Genomic DNA, 18,274 nt, shown 5'->3' on the forward strand with positions numbered 1-18,274 from the left:
TTGGGCTTGGAGACAGAAAAGACCACTTCCCTTCACAGATGTCTGGTGGAGAGCAGCAGCGTGTTGCCATCGCAAGGGCTGTTGCAAAGAATGCTGACCTTCTGCTTTGTGATGAACCAACAGGAGCCCTAGATTTTGAGACGGGAATCAAGATTCTGGGACTTCTTAAGGAGATTAATAAAAAGTATAATAAAACAGTAGTAATAATAACCCACAACGTGCCAATCGGTGAAATGGCTGATCGGGTCATTAAGATGCGGAGTGGTGAAATAATTGAAATAACGGAGAACAAGGATCCAATCGACCCTGAAAGGATTGTATGGTGATGAAAAAGCTGGATAAAAGACTTCTTCGCACAATTGGACATTCCAAGGGGCAGTTTATTTCCCTGACCATTGTTGTTATAGTGGCATTGATAGTTTATGTATCCTTTTCAATGGTTGCAGATCAGCTGTATAATTCCATATTCCAATACTATGATGAGACCAATTTTGCACATATATTTGTGGATGTTAACAGGGTTCCTGGCAATGAAGTTGATGACCTGCTTTCAATAGATGGTGTAAAACAGGTTCAGGGAAGGGTAGTATCTGATGTTCCATTGCGAGTGGAAGACCCCAATGAGAAGGTCAATGCAAGAATCATATCAGTTCCATCAAATGAGGACCAAATCAACAGCCTCTTAGTTCTCGAAGGAGAAGAACTCCGTCCAGGAACAAGAACCACCTCTGTACTTAAGCAGTTTTTTATAGGCCGTGATATGGAGATAGGTGATACACTTCGGCCATATATCGGTGGGACGGAATATTCCCTGGAGGTTGTTGCCCAGGTAGGAAGTCCTGAGTACATATATTTGATGGAGAATGAACAGGCTTTGCTGCCTGATGAAAAGGGATTTGGGGTATTATACGTCCCTGAGGAGTTTGCACAGTCAGCCTTTGGTTTTCATGGAAGCTACAATAACATTATAGTTACAATTGATGAAGATCAGGAAAACAGGATAGATATCATCGCTGATGATATTGAGAATCAGCTGGACAGATTTGGAATTAGAAGTATTGTAACAAGAGAGGATCACCTTAGCCACAGTGTAATGATCCAGGAGGTGGAATCCCTACAGCTGATGTCCCAGTCAATGACCATAATATTTCTTCTTGTTGCTTCTGTTGTAATCAGTATCATGCTTTCAAGGATAGTGAAGAAGGATAGAATCGGTATTGGGGTCTTAAAGGGACTAGGATATAGCACAGGGCAGATTCTGATGCATTATGTCAAGTATTCCATGGCGATTGGCTTGACTGGATCGATTATTGGGATTCTGCTTAGTATTCCTGTATCAAGAATGATGGTTGGCATATATATCCAATACATGAATATTCCACTATTCAGATCAGTAATAGACAACAAGTACCTTATATACGGAACAATTCTAACCACAATATTTTGTGTAACTGCAGGATTGTTTGGGGCAAGAAGCGTCTTGAAGATATCACCGGCTGATGCAATGAGACCGGAGACTCCAAAAGCAGGCAAGAGAATGTGGATTGAAAATTTCAAGGGCTTCTGGAGAAGGCTCACATTTAGCTGGAAGATGGTGCTTAGAAATATTTCAAGAACAAAACGTCGGGCATTCTTCCTAGTAATTGGTATTGCCTTGACCTTTGCAATAACAATGATACCGGTATTTATGTCAACAGTATGGGACACCTTGTTTGACAAGCAGTACACTGAGCTGCAGAAGATGGATTACAGCATAGATTTCTCGGTGCCACTTGAAGAAAGCGTACTTCTTGAATTGCAGCAACTTACCCAGATTGAATATATTGAGCCTAAGGTGGAGCTTCCATTTGAGCTGACGGATGGCTGGAGAAAAGAGATAGTAAATGTCATAGCTATTCAAAGGGATACCAGGATGTATGGCTTTAGAACCCCATCAGGAAGGCAGATCGAACTTCCTCAGAAGGGGATAATCATTACAGACATACTTGCAAGACAACTGAAGGCAGAAGCAGGAGATATAATTGAAATCAACAGTGTTCTTCCAGGAGTACCCAATAAGACAATTGAAGTCAAGGCTGTTGTAGAGCAGTACTTTGGAAAGAATGCATATATGGACATAGAGCAGATGTATGACATGGTAGGGGAAAGGGATATTATCACAGGAGCTCTTGCCTTTACAGACACAGATATCGTTCCTGACCTTCGGGATGTCAAGAACATCAAGGCAATAAACTCAGTACAGGATATGAGGGATATGATAATGGAGTATATGGATATGATTATTGCATCGATGGGTACCATGATGATATTTGGTGGAATTTTAGGCTTTGCAATTGTCTACAATATTACCATTGTAAGCATAAACGAGAGGATAATGGAGTTCTCATCCTTAAGGATTCTGGGCTTTGAAAAGAAGGAAATATTCAAATTGATTACTAGGGAGAATTCCCTAATGACCTTTTTCGGTTTGATACTGGGTGTGCCAATTGGGTATGCAATGTGTACAGGACTTGTGGATGCGGTATCAACAGAAATGTATACCATACCTGCTGTAATCGAACCCTTTGTGTATGTATATTCAGGGATTGCAACAGTGGTATTTGTGATTGTTGCCCAGATGGCAACATATAAGAAGATCAAGAACTTGAATTTTATAGATGCATTGAAAAACAGGATATCATGATTCTAATCTATTACGGGGATGTGAGATGATGAAAAAGAAGATTATAATTATTGGAGCCTTGGTTGTTGTGGCTGGAGCGGTGGCATTCTTCTTACTGAGAGGAGGAGACGGACTCCAGGTAAACGGAGCAGAAACTTCAAAAGGAAGCATTGAGGAGTATGTTGAGGAAACAGGAACTGTCATGGCAAGAAACAATATCCAGGTCTACTCTCCGGCATCTGGGAAGGTCACAGAGGTCCTTGTTGATGTAGGTGATACAGTTGTTGAGGGTGATGTCCTTGCGACGCTAGACGGGGAAACCTTGTCCCTACAGCTTGCCCAGCTGGATGCCCAGAGAAGCGCAGCGGTTGCTCAACTTAACGAGGCAAAAAAAGCAGGTAACGCCAATGCCATCAGAAGTTTGCAGCTGGATATTGAGCAGATGGAAGGAACAATCCAGCAAGAGGAAGAGAAGTTTTTGGATACCAGAACTCTATATGAGGCAGGAGCAATAAGTCAGGACCAGTTAAGAGCATCAGAAAGAAGCATAGAAAACCAGATGACAAACCTGGCAAAGATGAAGCTTCAGCTGAACCAGTTGAATAGTCCTGTATCTGGAAACCTGATTGCCCAGTACGAAGCACAGATAAGACAGATTGACCTTCAGAAGCAGGAGATTTCAAGTTCAGGAGATGACTACACAATCGTGGCAGGTACAACTGGAACTGTTCTTCAGAAGACAGTGCAGGAGGGAAGCTTCCTTCAACCTGGAATGAGTCTGATGGAGCTTGGGGATACAGATAATCTTTACATCCAGAGTGATATCCTTGTAAGCGAGATTTCAGATATAGAGGTAGGATTGGCTGTTAAGTTGCTAAATGAAGATCTTGGAATTGAAGCAACTGGAAAGGTACAGAAAATACATCCCAATGCATTCAGCAAGATATCCGATCTTGGAGTTGAACAGAAGAGAATAACCGTCGAAATCCAGATGGACACCATCCCCGATTTATTAAAGCCAGGATATGATTTACAGGTAAGAATAATTACTGAATCCAGTGGTGATACCTTGATAATTCCTGAGAATGCGGTGTTTACAATGAACCACAAGGACTATGTGTTTGTAGATGCAGTAGGGATCGCAGAGTTAAGAGAAATTCAGACTGGGATACAAAGTGGAAGAGTGTTTGAGGTTTTATCGGGTCTTGTAGAAGGAGAGGTTGTAATAATGTCTCCTGATGGGGAACTGGAAGAGGGAAGTAAAATTGAAGTGATAGTAGAATAAAATTCACAATTGAAAGACTAAAGGCAATTAAAAATTATATATTAAAAGAAGAGAATTCGCATTGAGAATTCTCTTCTTTTAATATATAATAGATTCTACCGACCGACCATTCGGTTTTTGGATTATATATATTAGATCAGGAGGAGTTTATATGAATAAGAGAATAATATCACTACTTATAGTAATGATAATGATAGCTGCATTTGCCTCAGGTTGTGCTGGAGGCAATGAAGATGAAGCGGAAGTAGAAAGCTTTACATCTGTTCAAACTAAGGCTGCTGAGCTTGGAACAATTGAGAATTCAGTTACAATCAACGGAAAGGTTTCAGCAAGTGAAGAGGTTTCCGTAATGCCAAAGGCAATGGGAACCGTAACATCTCTGAATGTAGCGCTTGGAGACCAGATCAGCGAAGGAGATGTCCTTTTCACAGTTGAGCAGAAGGATATGAACCTGAGTGTATCTCAGGCTGCCAATGGAGTTGACATCGCAAGAAAAAGTGTTGACCAGGCAGCAAACGGGCTGAATTCAGCAAAGATCAACTATGAATTGAACAAGGAAAAGATCCAGAATGCCCAGTTAAATCTTGAAAGAACAAGAATCCTTTATGAAGAAGGAGCTGTATCAAAATCACAGCTTGAACAGGCAGAGCTCAGCGCAAGTCAGCTTAATCTTGATGCACTGCAATCACAGGTTAACCAGGCCCAAATCTCATACCAACAGGCTCAGGAGCAGCTTCAGCAGGCTCAGATTTCCTATCAGCAGGCGCAAAGCGGATTAAGCAATACCGTAGTCCTTTCACCCATGACTGGCATTGTATCCACTCTTAATGTCAAGGAGGGACAGATTGCTGCAAGCGGTCAGCCCGCGGCAACAATTACGAACACAGATACCGTCTATGTAAGGATAAATGTTGTGGAAAATATTGTAAACAGGCTTGAAGAAGGCCAGGAAGTCGAAATTGCAGTACCTGCAGCTTTTGAGGGTTATGTCGACAGTGTGATTGACTATGTCAGCCAGACCGCTGATCCAATGAACAAGCTTTATGAAGTTAGAATTTATGTAAATAATGCTGAATATGGAATAAGATCAGGAATGACCGGTTCGGTTAAGCTCAGTATTGACAAGGCTGAGGATACACTTGTAATTGATTCAAATGCCGTGCTTGATAAGGACGGAAGGAAAATCATATATATAGTCCAGGAGAATAAGGCTGTTGAGAAGGAAGTCAAGATTGGTCTTGACACGGGAGATCAGGTTCAGATCACTTCAGGCTTGTCACAAGGTGACATGGTAATAGTTGAAGGTCAGCACTATGTTTCTGATGGAGTTGTTGTGAAAGTCGTAAGGGGTGAATAGATATGAATTTATCTAAACTGTCAGTAAAACGACCGGTCACCATTACCATGATTGTCCTAATCGTGGTTCTAATTGGTGCAATATCCCTAACGGAGCTTCCAATCGACCTGTTTCCTGAGTTTGAGGTACCGGTTGCAGTAGTTGTTACCACTTACTCGGGAACGGGACCACAGGAAATGGAGAATCTTATAACACGACAGATCGAGGGTGCAATAGCAACAGTTGTAAACATTGATAATGTTTCTTCAATATCATCGGAAGGGACTTCGATAATAATTGCCCAGTTCAACTTTGGTGTTGATATGGATATGGCTGCTCTTGAAATGCGTGAGAAAGTTGATATGGTCAAGGGATTCCTTCCAGAGGATGCTGAGGATCCAATGGTTATGAAAATTGACCCCAATGCTATGCCAATAGTTCAGATTTCACTGTCAACTGAAGGAGACCTTGCCGGGCTACAAGACCTTGCTGAGGATACCTTCAGTCAAAGGCTTGAAAGGATAGACGGGGTTGCCTCAGTAGATATATTTGGAGGCTATTCAAGAGAGATTGAAATTGCAGTTAATCAGAATGAGCTGTCAAACTATGGTCTAAGTACTGGTCAATTGACTCAGCTGCTTGCTGCATCAAATATGAATCTTCCTGGGGGAAGTGTCAGTAAAGGGGATCAAGAGCTTTCAGTTAGGGTTACGGGAGAATTCGAGGGTATAGATGATATCAGGAACATGCCTGTACCACTCAGCTCAGGAGATGTAATAAGACTTGGGGATATATCTGAAGTAAATCTTGTTACACAGGACCTGGGTACAATATCAAGGACTGATGGAAATGACAGTATTACAATGTCCCTTCAAAAACAATCTGGACGAAATACTGTTCAGGTATCGGAGTTGATAAGTGAAGAAATTGAAAAACTTCAAAGAGATTATCCAAATGTACAGATTGACGTAGTTCTTGATACAGCTGATTTCATTGTTCAGTCAATCAATACTGTTGCCAAAAATGCATTATTTGGTTCACTTCTTGCAGTTTTCATTCTGTATATTTTCCTTAAGAACCTTAGGACTACACTGATAATTGGTATAGCTATACCAATTTCATTGATAACATCTTTTATTCTGTTGTACTTTAATGGTATAACATTAAATATAATGACATTGGGAGGACTGGCCCTTGCGGTGGGTATGCTCGTTGACAGCGCCATAGTTGTGCTTGAGAATATATTCCGCTACAACTCTGAAGGCCACTCAAGGGAGGAGTCTGCCATAGAGGGAGCATCAGAGGTTGGAATGGCAATTACTGCTTCAACCCTTACCACAATTGCAGTCTTTGTACCAATAATTTTTGTTGAGGGAATTGTAGGTACAATTTTTAGGGACTTTGCACTTACTGTAACGCTATCACTGGCTGCATCCCTACTTGTGTCTCTGACCATTATTCCAATGCTATCATCAAAGATACTGAAGGTAGCTGATACTGAAAAGGGCAAGAAGAGAAAGCTGGAGAAATTGTACAAGGCCTTTGATGACATATATGGTAGGGTTGAGAAGACCTATACCAAGCTTCTTACCAAAAGTCTTGCAAGAAGAAAAATAACAATGTTTATTGCGCTGGCAGTATTTATCGGGAGTATAGCGAGCCTTCTTGTTGTAGGGATGGAATTTCTACCATCAACTGACGAAGGTATCATAAATATATCTGTGGATCTGCCACTTGGTTCAGGTATTGAGAAGATAGACCAGGTAACAAGGCAAGTCGAAGAGAGGATTGTCGAAATACCTGAGCTGCAGATCATATCAACAAGTGTAGGCGGAGGAAACTTGATGATGGGACCCGGAGGTGGAGGAAGCGCCACGATATCATTGCTGCTGGTGCCTTTATCAGAAAGAGACCGTTCAACGTCTGAAGTCTCAGAAGAAATAAGACAGCTGGCTAAAGATATCCCAGGAGCTGAGATTTCAGTATCAGCTACATCGACAACTGCTATGATAGGCTCAGGTAATCCAGTGAGCATAACAATCAAAGGTTCTGAGTTGGATGTTCTGGAAGATATTTCAGAGGATTTAAAGAGCATAGTTGAATCCGTCGAAGGAACAAGGGAAGTCACCACAAGCATAAGTGATTCAGTTCCTGAGCTTCAGGTTCTTGTGGACAAGGAGATGGCTGCAACATATGGACTAACAACTGCACAGGTTGCAAACAGTGTAAGGAACAACGCATCGGGAAGCACCGTAACAAGACTTAAGGACGGTGGAGAAGAGATTGATGTGGTAATAAGGTCAGTTGGAGATATAACAGAAAGCATCGGAAACTTTGAACAGATGGAAATATCAACCCCAATGGGAAGCAATATACCCCTTAGTCAAATTGCAGATGTGTCAATCGAAAGAGGACCAACATCAATAAACAGGGAGAATCAGGAAAGGGTTGTAACTATAAACAGCCAGATTGTTGACAGAGACCTTAACAGTATAGTATCTGATGTTGAAGGAGAGCTTGCCCAGTATCAGATGCCTGAAGGCTACAGCTACAGCATTGGTGGGGAAAATGAAGAAATGATTGATGCATTCCAGCAGCTTGGATTGGCATTGGTTCTTGCTTTGATTCTGATATACATGGTAATGGCAGCTCAGTTTGAGTCCTTGATTTATCCCTTTATAATAATGTTTACAATTCCACTTGCATTCTCAGGTGGTGCCCTTGGTCTGTTCCTTACAGGAAGGTCTCTTGGTGTCACAGCCTTGATTGGTGTTATCATACTTTCAGGTATAGTTGTAAACAATGGTATAGTCCTTATTGATTATATCAATACCTTGAGAAAAAGAGGAATAGAGAGACAAGAGGCCATAAAAACTGCAGGGCCAATCAGACTTAGACCAATCCTTATGACGAGTCTTACGACTATTCTTGGTCTTATTCCAATTGCATTGGGAGTTGGTGAAGGAGCAGAGCTGATGGCTCCTCTGGGAAGCGTTGTAATCGGTGGATTGATTCTTTCAACAGTCCTAACTCTTGTAGTTGTACCGGTCATGTATACAATTCTTGATGATATGTCAACCAAGGTTAAGAATAAAGTCAAAAGAAATGAAGAGTCAGAAAGCGAGGCTCTGTAATGTCTGGAGTAAGAGAAGAAAGAAGAAAACAGATTATTGAAGCCGCTATGGATGTATTCGGCAGCAAAGGATACCACAGGGCTAAGATGGGAGAAATTGCGGAGGCTGCTGAAATTGGGAAAAGTACAGTTTACGAGTATTTTGACAGCAAGAAGGACCTTTTTGAGGAAATGCTTAGGTTTATAGCAATGGATTATCAAAATGACGTAAAAGAAGCACTCCATACTGGCAATGGATGCAGGGAAAAACTCCTTGCATTCGCCAGAAACCATGGAAGCTTCATTAAAAGCCATATGGAACTTGCTGAAAATACAATGTCAGAATCAAACAGTGTCTCAGAAGAAATAAAAAAAGAGATGATGGCCTGGAAGATGGAAGTCTTCAGGATGATTGAGGATATCCTAAAAAGCGGTGTTGAGTCAGGTGAACTTAGGGAAGATCTTGATACAAGAACCTCCACAGCAATAATCCTTGGGGCAATAAACGAAAATTATGCCATTCAGTGCATTGTAGATAAGAAAAAGCCAGAGAAAATTGACCCTGAGCCAGTTATAGATATAATTTTTAAGGGAATAGGGATTTAGTTTTCGGTTACAGAAGTGTTACAATCAACGTTTCACCGCGTTATTACTTTGACAAACATATCACTTCAGGTTAAAATATAGTAGATAGAATAGTGAAATACTAATGGGAGGGAAATGTGATGAAAAACAAGAGAAACAGAAGGATTGCATTAGTTGTAGCAGTACTTATGCTTACAATGGCATTTTCATCAACAGGATTTGCTGCGTGGATGGGAAAGACTATGGAAGCCCAGTACAGAAATATCTCGATCTTTGTTAATAGTGAGTACAAACAGGCAACAGATGTAAATGGTAAGGTTGTTGAGCCGTTTATCGTCGATGGTACAATTTATGTTCCGCTTAGAGGAATTGCTCAGATGTTTGGATACGAAGTAGGATTCAATCCACAAACCTACCGAATCGATATCACTGGAGATGCAGCAGGTAATAGTGCGGCAGCTCAATATGAGATACTTATTCTAGAGGCAAGAATTGCTGAACTTGAGGATGAACTGGAAGAGCAGGAATCATCATCCATGGATCTTGGAGATTTGGAAGATGCACTTAACGATGACTATGATGAGTTTGATGGTGTTGATGTTGAGGATATAATCCTTGACGGAGATGAGGATGACATAGAGGTAGAAATCTATATTGATACTACCAGCTCCTCACAGTGGGATGCATGGAAAGCTTTAAGTGATGCTGACATCGAAGATTTCCTTCAGGATATTGTTGATGATATTCTTGATGAGTATCCAGATGCAGATATTACAGGATTCATAGAAGATGAATATGATGATAAGGAACTTGAATCCTTTGGAATAGACACAAGAGGAGATGTGGACCTTGGTGGTGGAAGCAGTGCATCAGGAGACCTTGGTGACCTTGAGGACCAGCTTATAGATGATTACAGGGATATCGAAGGAATCGATATTGAGAATATAATTATTGATGGAGATGAAGATGATATAGAGGTAGAAATCTATGTTGATTTGACAGATACACCTGACTTTGAGTACTGGACTGATGATATCAGTGATACAGAAATTGAAAACTTCCTACAGGACATGATTGATGATATCCTTAATGAGTTCCCAGATGCTGATATCACAGGATTTATCGAGGATGAGTATGACAATTCTGAGATAGTTGATTTTGATATATTCAGCGATGGCGATGTGGATTTTAATAGAGATTTATAGAATTTAATGAAGCATGATTAACAAGAGATGTCTATTCGGCATCTCCTTTTTGTTCCCTTTTGGCCAATAATGGGTATATATAAATTGCGAGATAAAACGTAGAGGAGGAGTGGTATAATGAACAAAAAAATATTATCCCTGATGCTAGTACTTGTAATGATCCTGGGATCATTCAGCTTTGTAAGTGCACAGACAGGGAATGAAAAGGTAGATTGGTTGATAGAAGAAGGTCTAGTTCTTGGAGATTCAGGTGGGTACAGGTTGAATGACCCAATCAGACGATCAGAGGTAGCAGCAATGGTGACAAGGGCTCTTGATGCCGAATCAGCTGCAGTGTTGCTTGAAACAATACCTAGCGCCTTTTCGGATGTTCCAGTAAGCCATTGGGCAAATGGATATGTAAACTATGCTACCAGCATGGAATATGTTAATGGATACCCAAATGGAACATTTGGTCCAGACAGAAATATTTCCTATGCTGAGCTGATCACGATTCTTGTAAGGACAACAGAGACGGAAGTCGACACCAGCAATTTTACTGGTGATTTCTGGGCAACTCCCTATATAATTGAAGCAATTGAACAAGGGATTACTGAGGGAGTAACTATTCCGGGCAGTGATTACAATGCAGCTGCCTCAAGAGAAAAGGTCTTTGAGATGGTCTATAATACGGTAATGAAAAGACTAATGGCTGACAGAGAAGTATACAAGGCAATATTTGTAGAAAACGAGAGAATTGGAGACCTTGATGAAAATGAGGTAATGGTGGTTATTCTTGCTGAAGGCGAAAATTCACCAGAGGCTGAGTTGAGATATGAAAAGGATGATGAGGAACTCCTGGTCTTAAGTCCAGATATGGATTCGGAGATGCTTCTTGGAAAGGTAGCAGATATAACAATTGACAAGGATGACAATATTTTAAGTGCAGTAATAGATACAAGCTTTGACTATTACACGGGACCTTTTGCAGCAATGGATCTTGAAGTAATGCTAAATACAGGTGATTATTTTGATGTAATAGAGGAAGCTAGTTCTTCAAGATCAATCGAACAGCTTTATGGTGTGTACCTTAATGAGGAAGCTTATGGCTACCTTGATTACGTTGAGGATAATGACAGTTCAGACGGTACCCTGGATGGTTCTTTTGTTGCTGAATTTGCCAGAGTAACCGTTAAAGACGATGTTGTTTTCTTTATTGAGTCATATATGTTTGATGACATTGCTCCTGTAATTGATGTGGAAGATGATGGTGAAGAGCTTTATGTAAGAAGCGATTATCCTTCAGCAGATGAGGATGTGTATTTTCTTGATTCAGTAGTCGGCTTTGAGAATGGTGATTTCATGACCATGGGACTTGAAGATGTATCTGTAGGGGATGTCCTGCATGTATATGATGATTTTGGAATTGTAAGGACAGATGGACAATTCACTGGTGAGTATGAGCGAATTAGAGAGTCCAGTGATGTGTTTTACGTTGAAATAGATGATGAGCTCTTCCAAATAAGAGCAACAAACAACAAGAGACCGGTTTATTCCCTTAATGGAACAGGATTCTTCACATTGTTTGATATAAATGCTGATGGCCTTTTGGAATATCTGGAAGACGAGGATGTAATGTTCATTCTGGATGTAAATGATTCACTTCAACTGATTTCAGGTGAGCTGGAGTACAATGAAAAGACAGTTCTTGTAATGGATTCTGGGACAAGAGATATTTATGTAATCGAGAAGGATGGCTCAGAGGAAAGTTACAGAACAGATAATTATTCAGTCCTTATGAGGAATCCCTCTACAGAAGGAAATATGGCCGATTTTTACAGAGGGATAATTGCGTATCTGGTCTATGACGATAACATAGTAGATAGGATTGTAAGGATAGCTGATCCTGTGGATATTGATGATGATGCAGAACTGGTACTGAGAGATGCAAGAGATAGATTTGATATTGACCTTGAAAACATGGACATCAGACTTGCTGACGATACCTATGATTACAATGATAATACCAATATATTTGTTTTAAATCTTCAGGGAGATGTTGTGACAAGAATAGATGCCATGACAATGGAGAATGTTCTTGATATGGCTGAGCAGGATTCGGATTTGAGAGCCTATGTAATCACCAACGAGGAATTCACTATTATGGACGTAGGAAATGAAATGAATTTTGGAAATTCTGATGAGATTGCTCACACAATAGTATTTACAGACTTTGTGCTTGATGATGAATTCGTAGAGAAAGAAACTTTGCTTCTTGAATTTGCATATGATCCAGATAGAGATGATTCAGTAGAAGGTGAGAATTCTGAAGGCGACACAATGGAGATTGATATTGCTGAGTTTGCAGTGATACCTGAGCTTGATTCAGGTGAGCTTGTAAGATTTACCCTTGAAAATGGAATGGTCATAGATGCTGAGATTCTTCTGGATTCTGAAAGCGAAGAATACCAGGTAATTGACATTGATACCAGGAATGAGAGAATCACACTTGATATTGATGGAACAGAAGAAGAATTCTGGCTTGCCCCTGATTATGAAGTATTCGGAGCGACATCTGTGGATGATGGAGATATGATAGCTGTTATATTTAACCCAGAAGTAGATGTTGAAATTGAGATAATATTTGTAAGATAGACCTAAAAAATAGCAAGGCGAGATAAAATTCTTGCCTTGTTGTTTTTTTGCTGTTTAATTTTCGAAATATTGGCTAAAATATAGTTGTAGGCTATAAAATCACATAGAGGAGGAATGTCCAGATGTATTTTAACAAAAAGTTTTTAAGCATTGCCCTTGCGCTTGTAATGGTGCTTGGTACATTTGCAATGCCTGTAGGGGTACTTGCTGATGGTCATGAGGTTACAATAACCATTATTGGAACCACAGACCTGCATGCCAATATCTATAACTATTCCTATGAAGACGGAAAGGATGTTGAAGACCGAGGAATGACGAAGGTGTATTCTGTCATCCAGTCAATCAGGGAAGATAATCCAAACACCCTGCTTGTGGACAACGGTGACACAATCCAGGGTACAATTCTTTCAGACGACCTTTACAACACAAAGTTGGAACTGGCAAATCCGGTAATCGATGTGATGAACTTCATGGAGTATGACGCAATGGTCCTTGGAAACCATGAGTTCAACTTTGGACTAGAGCTTGTTGATAAGATTGTAGAAGAAGCAGAGTTCCCAATACTTGGAGCAAATGTGAAGTATTCAGAGAGCGGAGAGTACCTGACAGGAATGCCTTATGTCATCAAGGAGATAGCAGGTGTAAATGTTGGAATACTTGGAATAACTAATCCAAATATTCCAAGATGGGATGGACCCAAGGTAACCTCACTCCAATTTGACAAGCCTGTAGACTCTGTTGGAGAGCATATTGACAAGATGAAGGAAGAGGGAGCAGATATAATATTTGTAACATCCCATATAGGCTATGAAGAGGAGTACGATGGCTCAGGAGACGGAGCAGAGATTTTTGTGGCAGAATATCCAGAGATAGCTGGAGTGCTTACCGGTCATGCTCATGTGACTGAAAGCCAGAAGGTTGGCAATACACTTGTTGGAGCTGCAAAAGATGCAGGAAGACAGGTTGTTAGATTTGACTTTGATCTTGTAATGGATGGGGAAGAGTGGACAATAGCGGATAGTAGAGTAGAAGTAATAGATGTACTGGAATATCCGGCAAGTGAAGAGTTGAGAGAATATGCAGCAGAGTATCATCAGAATACATTGGATTTTCTGGTTGATGTTATCGGACAAGTAGAAGCAGATTTTGCGCCTCCTTCAGAAATTCCTGGAATTCCTGAGGCACAGATAAGAGACACTGCAGTTATTGATCTGATTAACAACGTACAGCTTGAAGCAACTGGTGCTGATGTTGCAGGAGCCGCATTGTTCAGTCCGAACTCAAACCTAGAGGCTGGAGATGTAACATATGCAGATATTTTTGGAATCTACAAGTATCCAAATACACTTATAGGCATTGAGGTAACAGGAGAAGAACTTAAGGATTACATGGAGTGGTCAGCAAGCTACTACAACACATATACACCTGGTGATATCAATATAAGCTTTAATCCAAACATAAGAGGCTACAATTATGATATGTTCCAGGGAGTGGAATACAAGGTTGATGTAACCAAACCTGCTGGGGAGAGAATAGTAGACCTTATGTTTGGAGGAGAGCCTGTACTTCCTGAGGACACACTAAAATTGGCAATAAACAACTACAGATACGGTGGACTTAAGGATATGGGAGTAATAAGCGGAGAGCCATATTTTGAATCAGATCCAAAATCACTTAGAAGCTATATAGCTGACTATATTGCAGAAAATACTCCAATTGCTCCTGAGGTTGACAACAACTGGGAGATTGTAGGAGCTGACCTTGAGCATCCTTTAAGACCATACTTGATTGATCAGATTATTGCTGGAAATCTTGAAGTTCCTGTATCAGAGGATGGAAGAAGCTACAATGCAGAGGCTATTAATGCCAATGATATGATCCTTCAGGGACTTATTCCTGATGAGGTGCTTGCAGAATATGGAATAGAGGTAACACCTGTAGAACCCGCACCAGAACCAGAGCCTGCTCCAGTACCAGAGCCAACAGGAGATGATATTGAATATATCGTCAAGCCTGGGGATTGGTTATCAAAGATTGGAGCGACTTATGGAGTGGATTGGAGAATGCTTGCTGAGTACAATGAGCTAGCAAATCCAAATCTAATCTACCCTGGTCAGAAGATAATGATTCCAAGAAACTAAATAAGCTATTAAAAATGGAGCACTTCTTAAGAAGTGCTCCAAAGCTTTAGTCAGCTTCATTTTTTCTATCTCGTTCAATTGTTTTCTTGTTGAGGATAAATCCAATACCAAGAAGTGTCCAAAAGACCGGAGCAACGGATACAGTGCTGTCGTTGGAAATACCAGTGAAAAGATAGATTACAACAGCCATAAAAATTGCCAGTCCTGCAGTGTCGATAAAATCATCATAATCTCTTTTAAAGAAGTATGCCTGAAAGCTTGATACAATATACATCCCAAAGAGAACCAGAAGTGCAAGAACTGAAAGAATACCTGTATTTACAGCGCTTTGAAGATACATGCTATGTGGCTTGTCAACAATGGTATTTGTGCTTGTAAAGCCAAGGAACTTTCCAACATAGTCATTGTTTGGAAAATGCAGTGCATAGGTATCTGCACCATGACCAATAAAGATAGTTTCTTTCAGCATAGGGATTGTTCTAGACCATATATATCCTCTGCTTGAAGCAAGCCTTTCCCTACCTTCAAAGCCAACATAGGGGGCACTGATATCAGTGATATATTCTCCTCCATAGCCGATTACCTTAATTTCTCCATCATCTTCAACAAACTTAATGTTACGTCTTCCTCTGTTGGTTGATATTGTAGTCTCTAGAACTGGATTTTCCTCATGAACTTTTATTGCAAATGAGTGAGAATTAAACGGTTCGATAGCAGGCATAATAACATTTTCTTCGACACTTGCCTCAATTAGATTCCCATCACCATCCATTAATGCAAATGAGTTTTCTGAGAATGTAATTTTCATTGAGTAGTCTTTGAATATAATCTCAGCTGTATCATCTTCAAGCACAATATCCTTTAAGTCAGCCTCTTGAGAGGTTTTGAGGGATTCATAACCAGCTTTTAGTCTGTTAACAAGTAATCCATCTCCTGTTTGATTCACGCCAACAAATACAACACCAACTGCAATTGCGATGATGGCAAATGATTTCCAACGTCTTATGACAAGTCTTCTGAAAAATATTATCATAAGTATTCCAAAGACAACCATCGAAAACATTCCGGCTCTTGATCTTGATCCAAGAAGTGCAAGGAAGGAAGCTACGCTTACAATACCAAAGAATATCTTGTATCTGTAATCCTTTAAAAGCAGAAACAGCGTAGTCCCAAGAACAAAGATCATACTCATATAAACGCCGACGTAGTTGATATTATATAGCGTTCCATAAATGGACTGGCTTGATGCAAATGTAAATCTAAGACTTTCCGCGATATGCTCATATTGGGCAGGTAGAATCAATTTCTTACCAAGGTCTGTCATTAGAAAGTCTTTCCCGAGGAACTGAGAAAAGCCCAGAGCAAACATTGCTAATGCTGAAGCCCCTAGAGATGAAAGTACGACTTTAACTTGTTTTTCATTGTCAATAAAGTTATATCCCAGGAAAACCAGCACCATATATGCAAGCAATACATACATGTTCTCATATCTGTCCACAAATCCTTGCAGGGAAACCTGCCTGTAGGTTGCAAACAATGTGGATAAAATAACCAATACTCCATATGCAATCATTGGATAATAAATTTTACTTCTTCTTAGTTCAATATTCTCCAGGAAAAATTTTCTGTAGAGGAATAAAAGAACTCCAAATCCTGTAAATATAAGCAGCCAGTACATTTTGTAGTATGAGAAGAAATCAAAATTCTCCGCATAGTTTGTAAACATAAGAGTAGCACCGTTTGGTGGAACGACCTTAAGGAATACTATCAAGGGAACCACTGCGGCAATCAGTGCAAGAGGTATTACAAGGAATATATTGTAATTATTATGGTTTCTATTTGATCGTTTCTTTTTATTTTTCAATATGTATCCTCCGTTCGTTGTCTATTTGCTTTTAATATTATACCATAACTATAGAAAATTTAACAAAGACATCAAAATAGATTCGTAAAACTGTTTCAGAATAAAGGAAACTATAGAATTCTACGTGAATTAATGATAAAATAAAATTCGATTCGTCCATATAACAGGTTGATTTTTCCATACGTGTGGGTTATGATATTTGTGTGAGTTCATGATGAGGAGGAAATAAATTGGAACAGCAATATAATGAGGATGAGATAAGTCTAAGGGAATTGATCGAAGCCCTGTTAAGACAAAAAAAATTAATAGCAATAATAACAATTGCATCGGTATTATTGGCTGGAATATATAGCTTCGTAATACTTGAGTCTACATATGAGTCCAGAATGATGCTTATGGCAGCGAATGTAAATCCCCAGAATACTGAAATGGCAGTAGATGGAGATGTTGACAAATTGCTTGATGCCATGACAAATATTCCAACAATGAATGTTGAATCATACAGGCAGCAGATAACTACACCAGAGGTATTAAGAAAGACAATCGAGGAACTTGATTTAGGGGAGATATATACAATCGGTAGTCTGGCAAGAAAAATTCAGCTTGAAACTGTTAAGGAAACTCAGCTTATTACCATAAAAGTTGAGGACACAGACCCTGAAATGGCAGCTGCAATAGTTAATTCCGTGGGAGAGAATTTTATAAAGTATGTTACTGAAAGCACTAAGAGCAGAGCAAATGCGTCATCTCAGTATGTTGCAAATCAAATGGAAATTGAAAAGAGCAATTATGAGGATGCACTACTTGAACAAAAGGAGCTTCTTTCACAGCCAAGAAGCAGCCAAGAAGTTTCAATGGAGATGGAAGCTATTCTAACTCAGCTTACAGAGTTTAAAACTGATAAGAATTCCCTTGAAGTCAGAAAAGAAGCATTAAATGCTTCAATACAAGTTTCATCAAATACTCCTGGGAATGGAAGCTCCCTCACCTTAAACCAAAATACGGGAAGAGTGATTTTGGATTCAAGTGAAACCACCTTAAGAATGGAGCTTGCTGAGGTGGAAAGTGAACTTGATAGTATGGATAGGATGATTCCAGAGCTTGAAAAAACTGTAGAGGAACTAAGAGTAGAATATCAGGATAAATATCACAGAGAGAGTATAATAACCCAAAGAGTTGACAGAGCCAAGGGAATCTATGAATCATTCCTGAAAAAGTACGAAGAATTGAGAGTTACCGAGTCTGCACAGATTGGTGAAGCTAGTGTTGTTGTGGTTTCAAGAGCTTATGCTCCTGTAAATCCAGTTGGTCCACGAAAAGCACTTAATATGGCAATTGGACTGGTACTAGGACTAATGATTGGTGTGTTTGCTGCATTCTTTATAGAATACTGGAAACAGTCTGAAGTAGACAGTAAAAAAGGATTATCATAGTGCAATAGTCAGACTGA

11 protein-coding genes are annotated in these 18,274 nt (G+C 39.9%); 10 read left to right on the forward strand and 1 reads right to left on the reverse strand.

All coding sequences use genetic code 11. The features are described from left to right. From ACOEN1_RS08150 to ACOEN1_RS08190, 9 genes are all read left to right on the forward strand, one after another. Positions 1-326: ATP-binding cassette domain-containing protein (locus tag ACOEN1_RS08150; protein ID WP_422486334.1), on the forward strand; the 326-nt coding region annotated here is incomplete at its 5' end. Next, the gene (locus ACOEN1_RS08155; RefSeq protein WP_422486336.1) at positions 326-2,683 is read left to right on the forward strand and encodes an ABC transporter permease; all 2,358 of its coding nucleotides are present in this window, start codon (positions 326-328) and stop codon (positions 2,681-2,683) included. The genes ACOEN1_RS08150 and ACOEN1_RS08155, both read left to right, overlap by 1 nt. Positions 2,684-2,711: 28 nt before the next feature. Continuing rightward, positions 2,712-3,947, forward strand: coding sequence for an efflux RND transporter periplasmic adaptor subunit (locus ACOEN1_RS08160; protein ID WP_422486337.1), 1,236 nt, complete (start codon positions 2,712-2,714; stop codon positions 3,945-3,947). A gap of 151 nt (positions 3,948-4,098) precedes the next feature. Continuing rightward, positions 4,099-5,304, forward strand: a complete 1,206-nt coding sequence (locus ACOEN1_RS08165; protein WP_422486339.1) for an efflux RND transporter periplasmic adaptor subunit — start codon at positions 4,099-4,101, stop codon at positions 5,302-5,304. 2 nt (positions 5,305-5,306) lie between these two features. Continuing rightward, positions 5,307-8,417 carry an efflux RND transporter permease subunit gene (locus ACOEN1_RS08170; protein WP_422486341.1) on the forward strand — a complete coding sequence of 1,037 codons (3,111 nt, stop codon included), beginning with the start codon at positions 5,307-5,309 and terminating at the stop codon, positions 8,415-8,417. After that, the gene (locus ACOEN1_RS08175) at positions 8,417-9,001 is read left to right on the forward strand and encodes a TetR/AcrR family transcriptional regulator (RefSeq protein ID WP_422486343.1); all 585 of its coding nucleotides are present in this window, start codon (positions 8,417-8,419) and stop codon (positions 8,999-9,001) included. Before ACOEN1_RS08170 ends, ACOEN1_RS08175 begins: the two co-directional genes overlap by 1 nt. A 119-nt stretch (positions 9,002-9,120) precedes the next feature. Then, positions 9,121-10,185: a stalk domain-containing protein gene (locus tag ACOEN1_RS08180; RefSeq protein ID WP_422486345.1), complete on the forward strand. Its 1,065-nt coding sequence runs from the start codon at positions 9,121-9,123 to the stop codon at positions 10,183-10,185. A gap of 117 nt (positions 10,186-10,302) precedes the next feature. Then, positions 10,303-12,819, forward strand: coding sequence for an S-layer homology domain-containing protein (locus ACOEN1_RS08185; protein WP_422486347.1), 2,517 nt, complete (start codon positions 10,303-10,305; stop codon positions 12,817-12,819). A 122-nt stretch (positions 12,820-12,941) separates the two neighbouring features. Beyond that, complete coding sequence (locus ACOEN1_RS08190; RefSeq protein ID WP_422486349.1) at positions 12,942-14,960, forward strand: 5'-nucleotidase C-terminal domain-containing protein; 2,019 nt, start codon at positions 12,942-12,944, stop codon at positions 14,958-14,960. A gap of 46 nt (positions 14,961-15,006) precedes the next feature. On the opposite strand, the gene ACOEN1_RS08195 is transcribed toward ACOEN1_RS08190, so the two are convergent. After that, positions 15,007-16,824: an O-antigen ligase family protein gene (locus ACOEN1_RS08195; protein ID WP_422486351.1), complete on the reverse strand. Its 1,818-nt coding sequence runs from the start codon at positions 16,822-16,824 to the stop codon at positions 15,007-15,009. A 230-nt stretch (positions 16,825-17,054) separates the two neighbouring features. Between ACOEN1_RS08195 and ACOEN1_RS08200 the strand changes: the two genes are divergently transcribed. Next, the gene (locus tag ACOEN1_RS08200) at positions 17,055-18,257 is read left to right on the forward strand and encodes a GumC family protein (RefSeq protein WP_422486352.1); all 1,203 of its coding nucleotides are present in this window, start codon (positions 17,055-17,057) and stop codon (positions 18,255-18,257) included. Positions 18,258-18,274: the final 17 nt, after the last annotated feature.

Origin of the sequence: Gudongella sp. DL1XJH-153 (assembly GCF_049310905.1) — a bacterium.
Classification (GTDB): Bacteria; Bacillota; Clostridia; order Tissierellales; family Tissierellaceae; genus Gudongella.

Coding starts and splice junctions, on each gene's coding strand:
- ACOEN1_RS08155 (WP_422486336.1), top strand. CDS start 326: ATGAAAAAGCTGGATAAAAGACTTCTTCGCACAATTGGACATTCCAAG.
- ACOEN1_RS08160 (WP_422486337.1), top strand. CDS start 2,712: ATGAAAAAGAAGATTATAATTATTGGAGCCTTGGTTGTTGTGGCTGGA.
- ACOEN1_RS08165 (WP_422486339.1), top strand. CDS start 4,099: ATGAATAAGAGAATAATATCACTACTTATAGTAATGATAATGATAGCT.
- ACOEN1_RS08170 (WP_422486341.1), top strand. CDS start 5,307: ATGAATTTATCTAAACTGTCAGTAAAACGACCGGTCACCATTACCATG.
- ACOEN1_RS08175 (WP_422486343.1), top strand. CDS start 8,417: ATGTCTGGAGTAAGAGAAGAAAGAAGAAAACAGATTATTGAAGCCGCT.
- ACOEN1_RS08180 (WP_422486345.1), top strand. CDS start 9,121: ATGAAAAACAAGAGAAACAGAAGGATTGCATTAGTTGTAGCAGTACTT.
- ACOEN1_RS08185 (WP_422486347.1), top strand. CDS start 10,303: ATGAACAAAAAAATATTATCCCTGATGCTAGTACTTGTAATGATCCTG.
- ACOEN1_RS08190 (WP_422486349.1), top strand. CDS start 12,942: ATGTATTTTAACAAAAAGTTTTTAAGCATTGCCCTTGCGCTTGTAATG.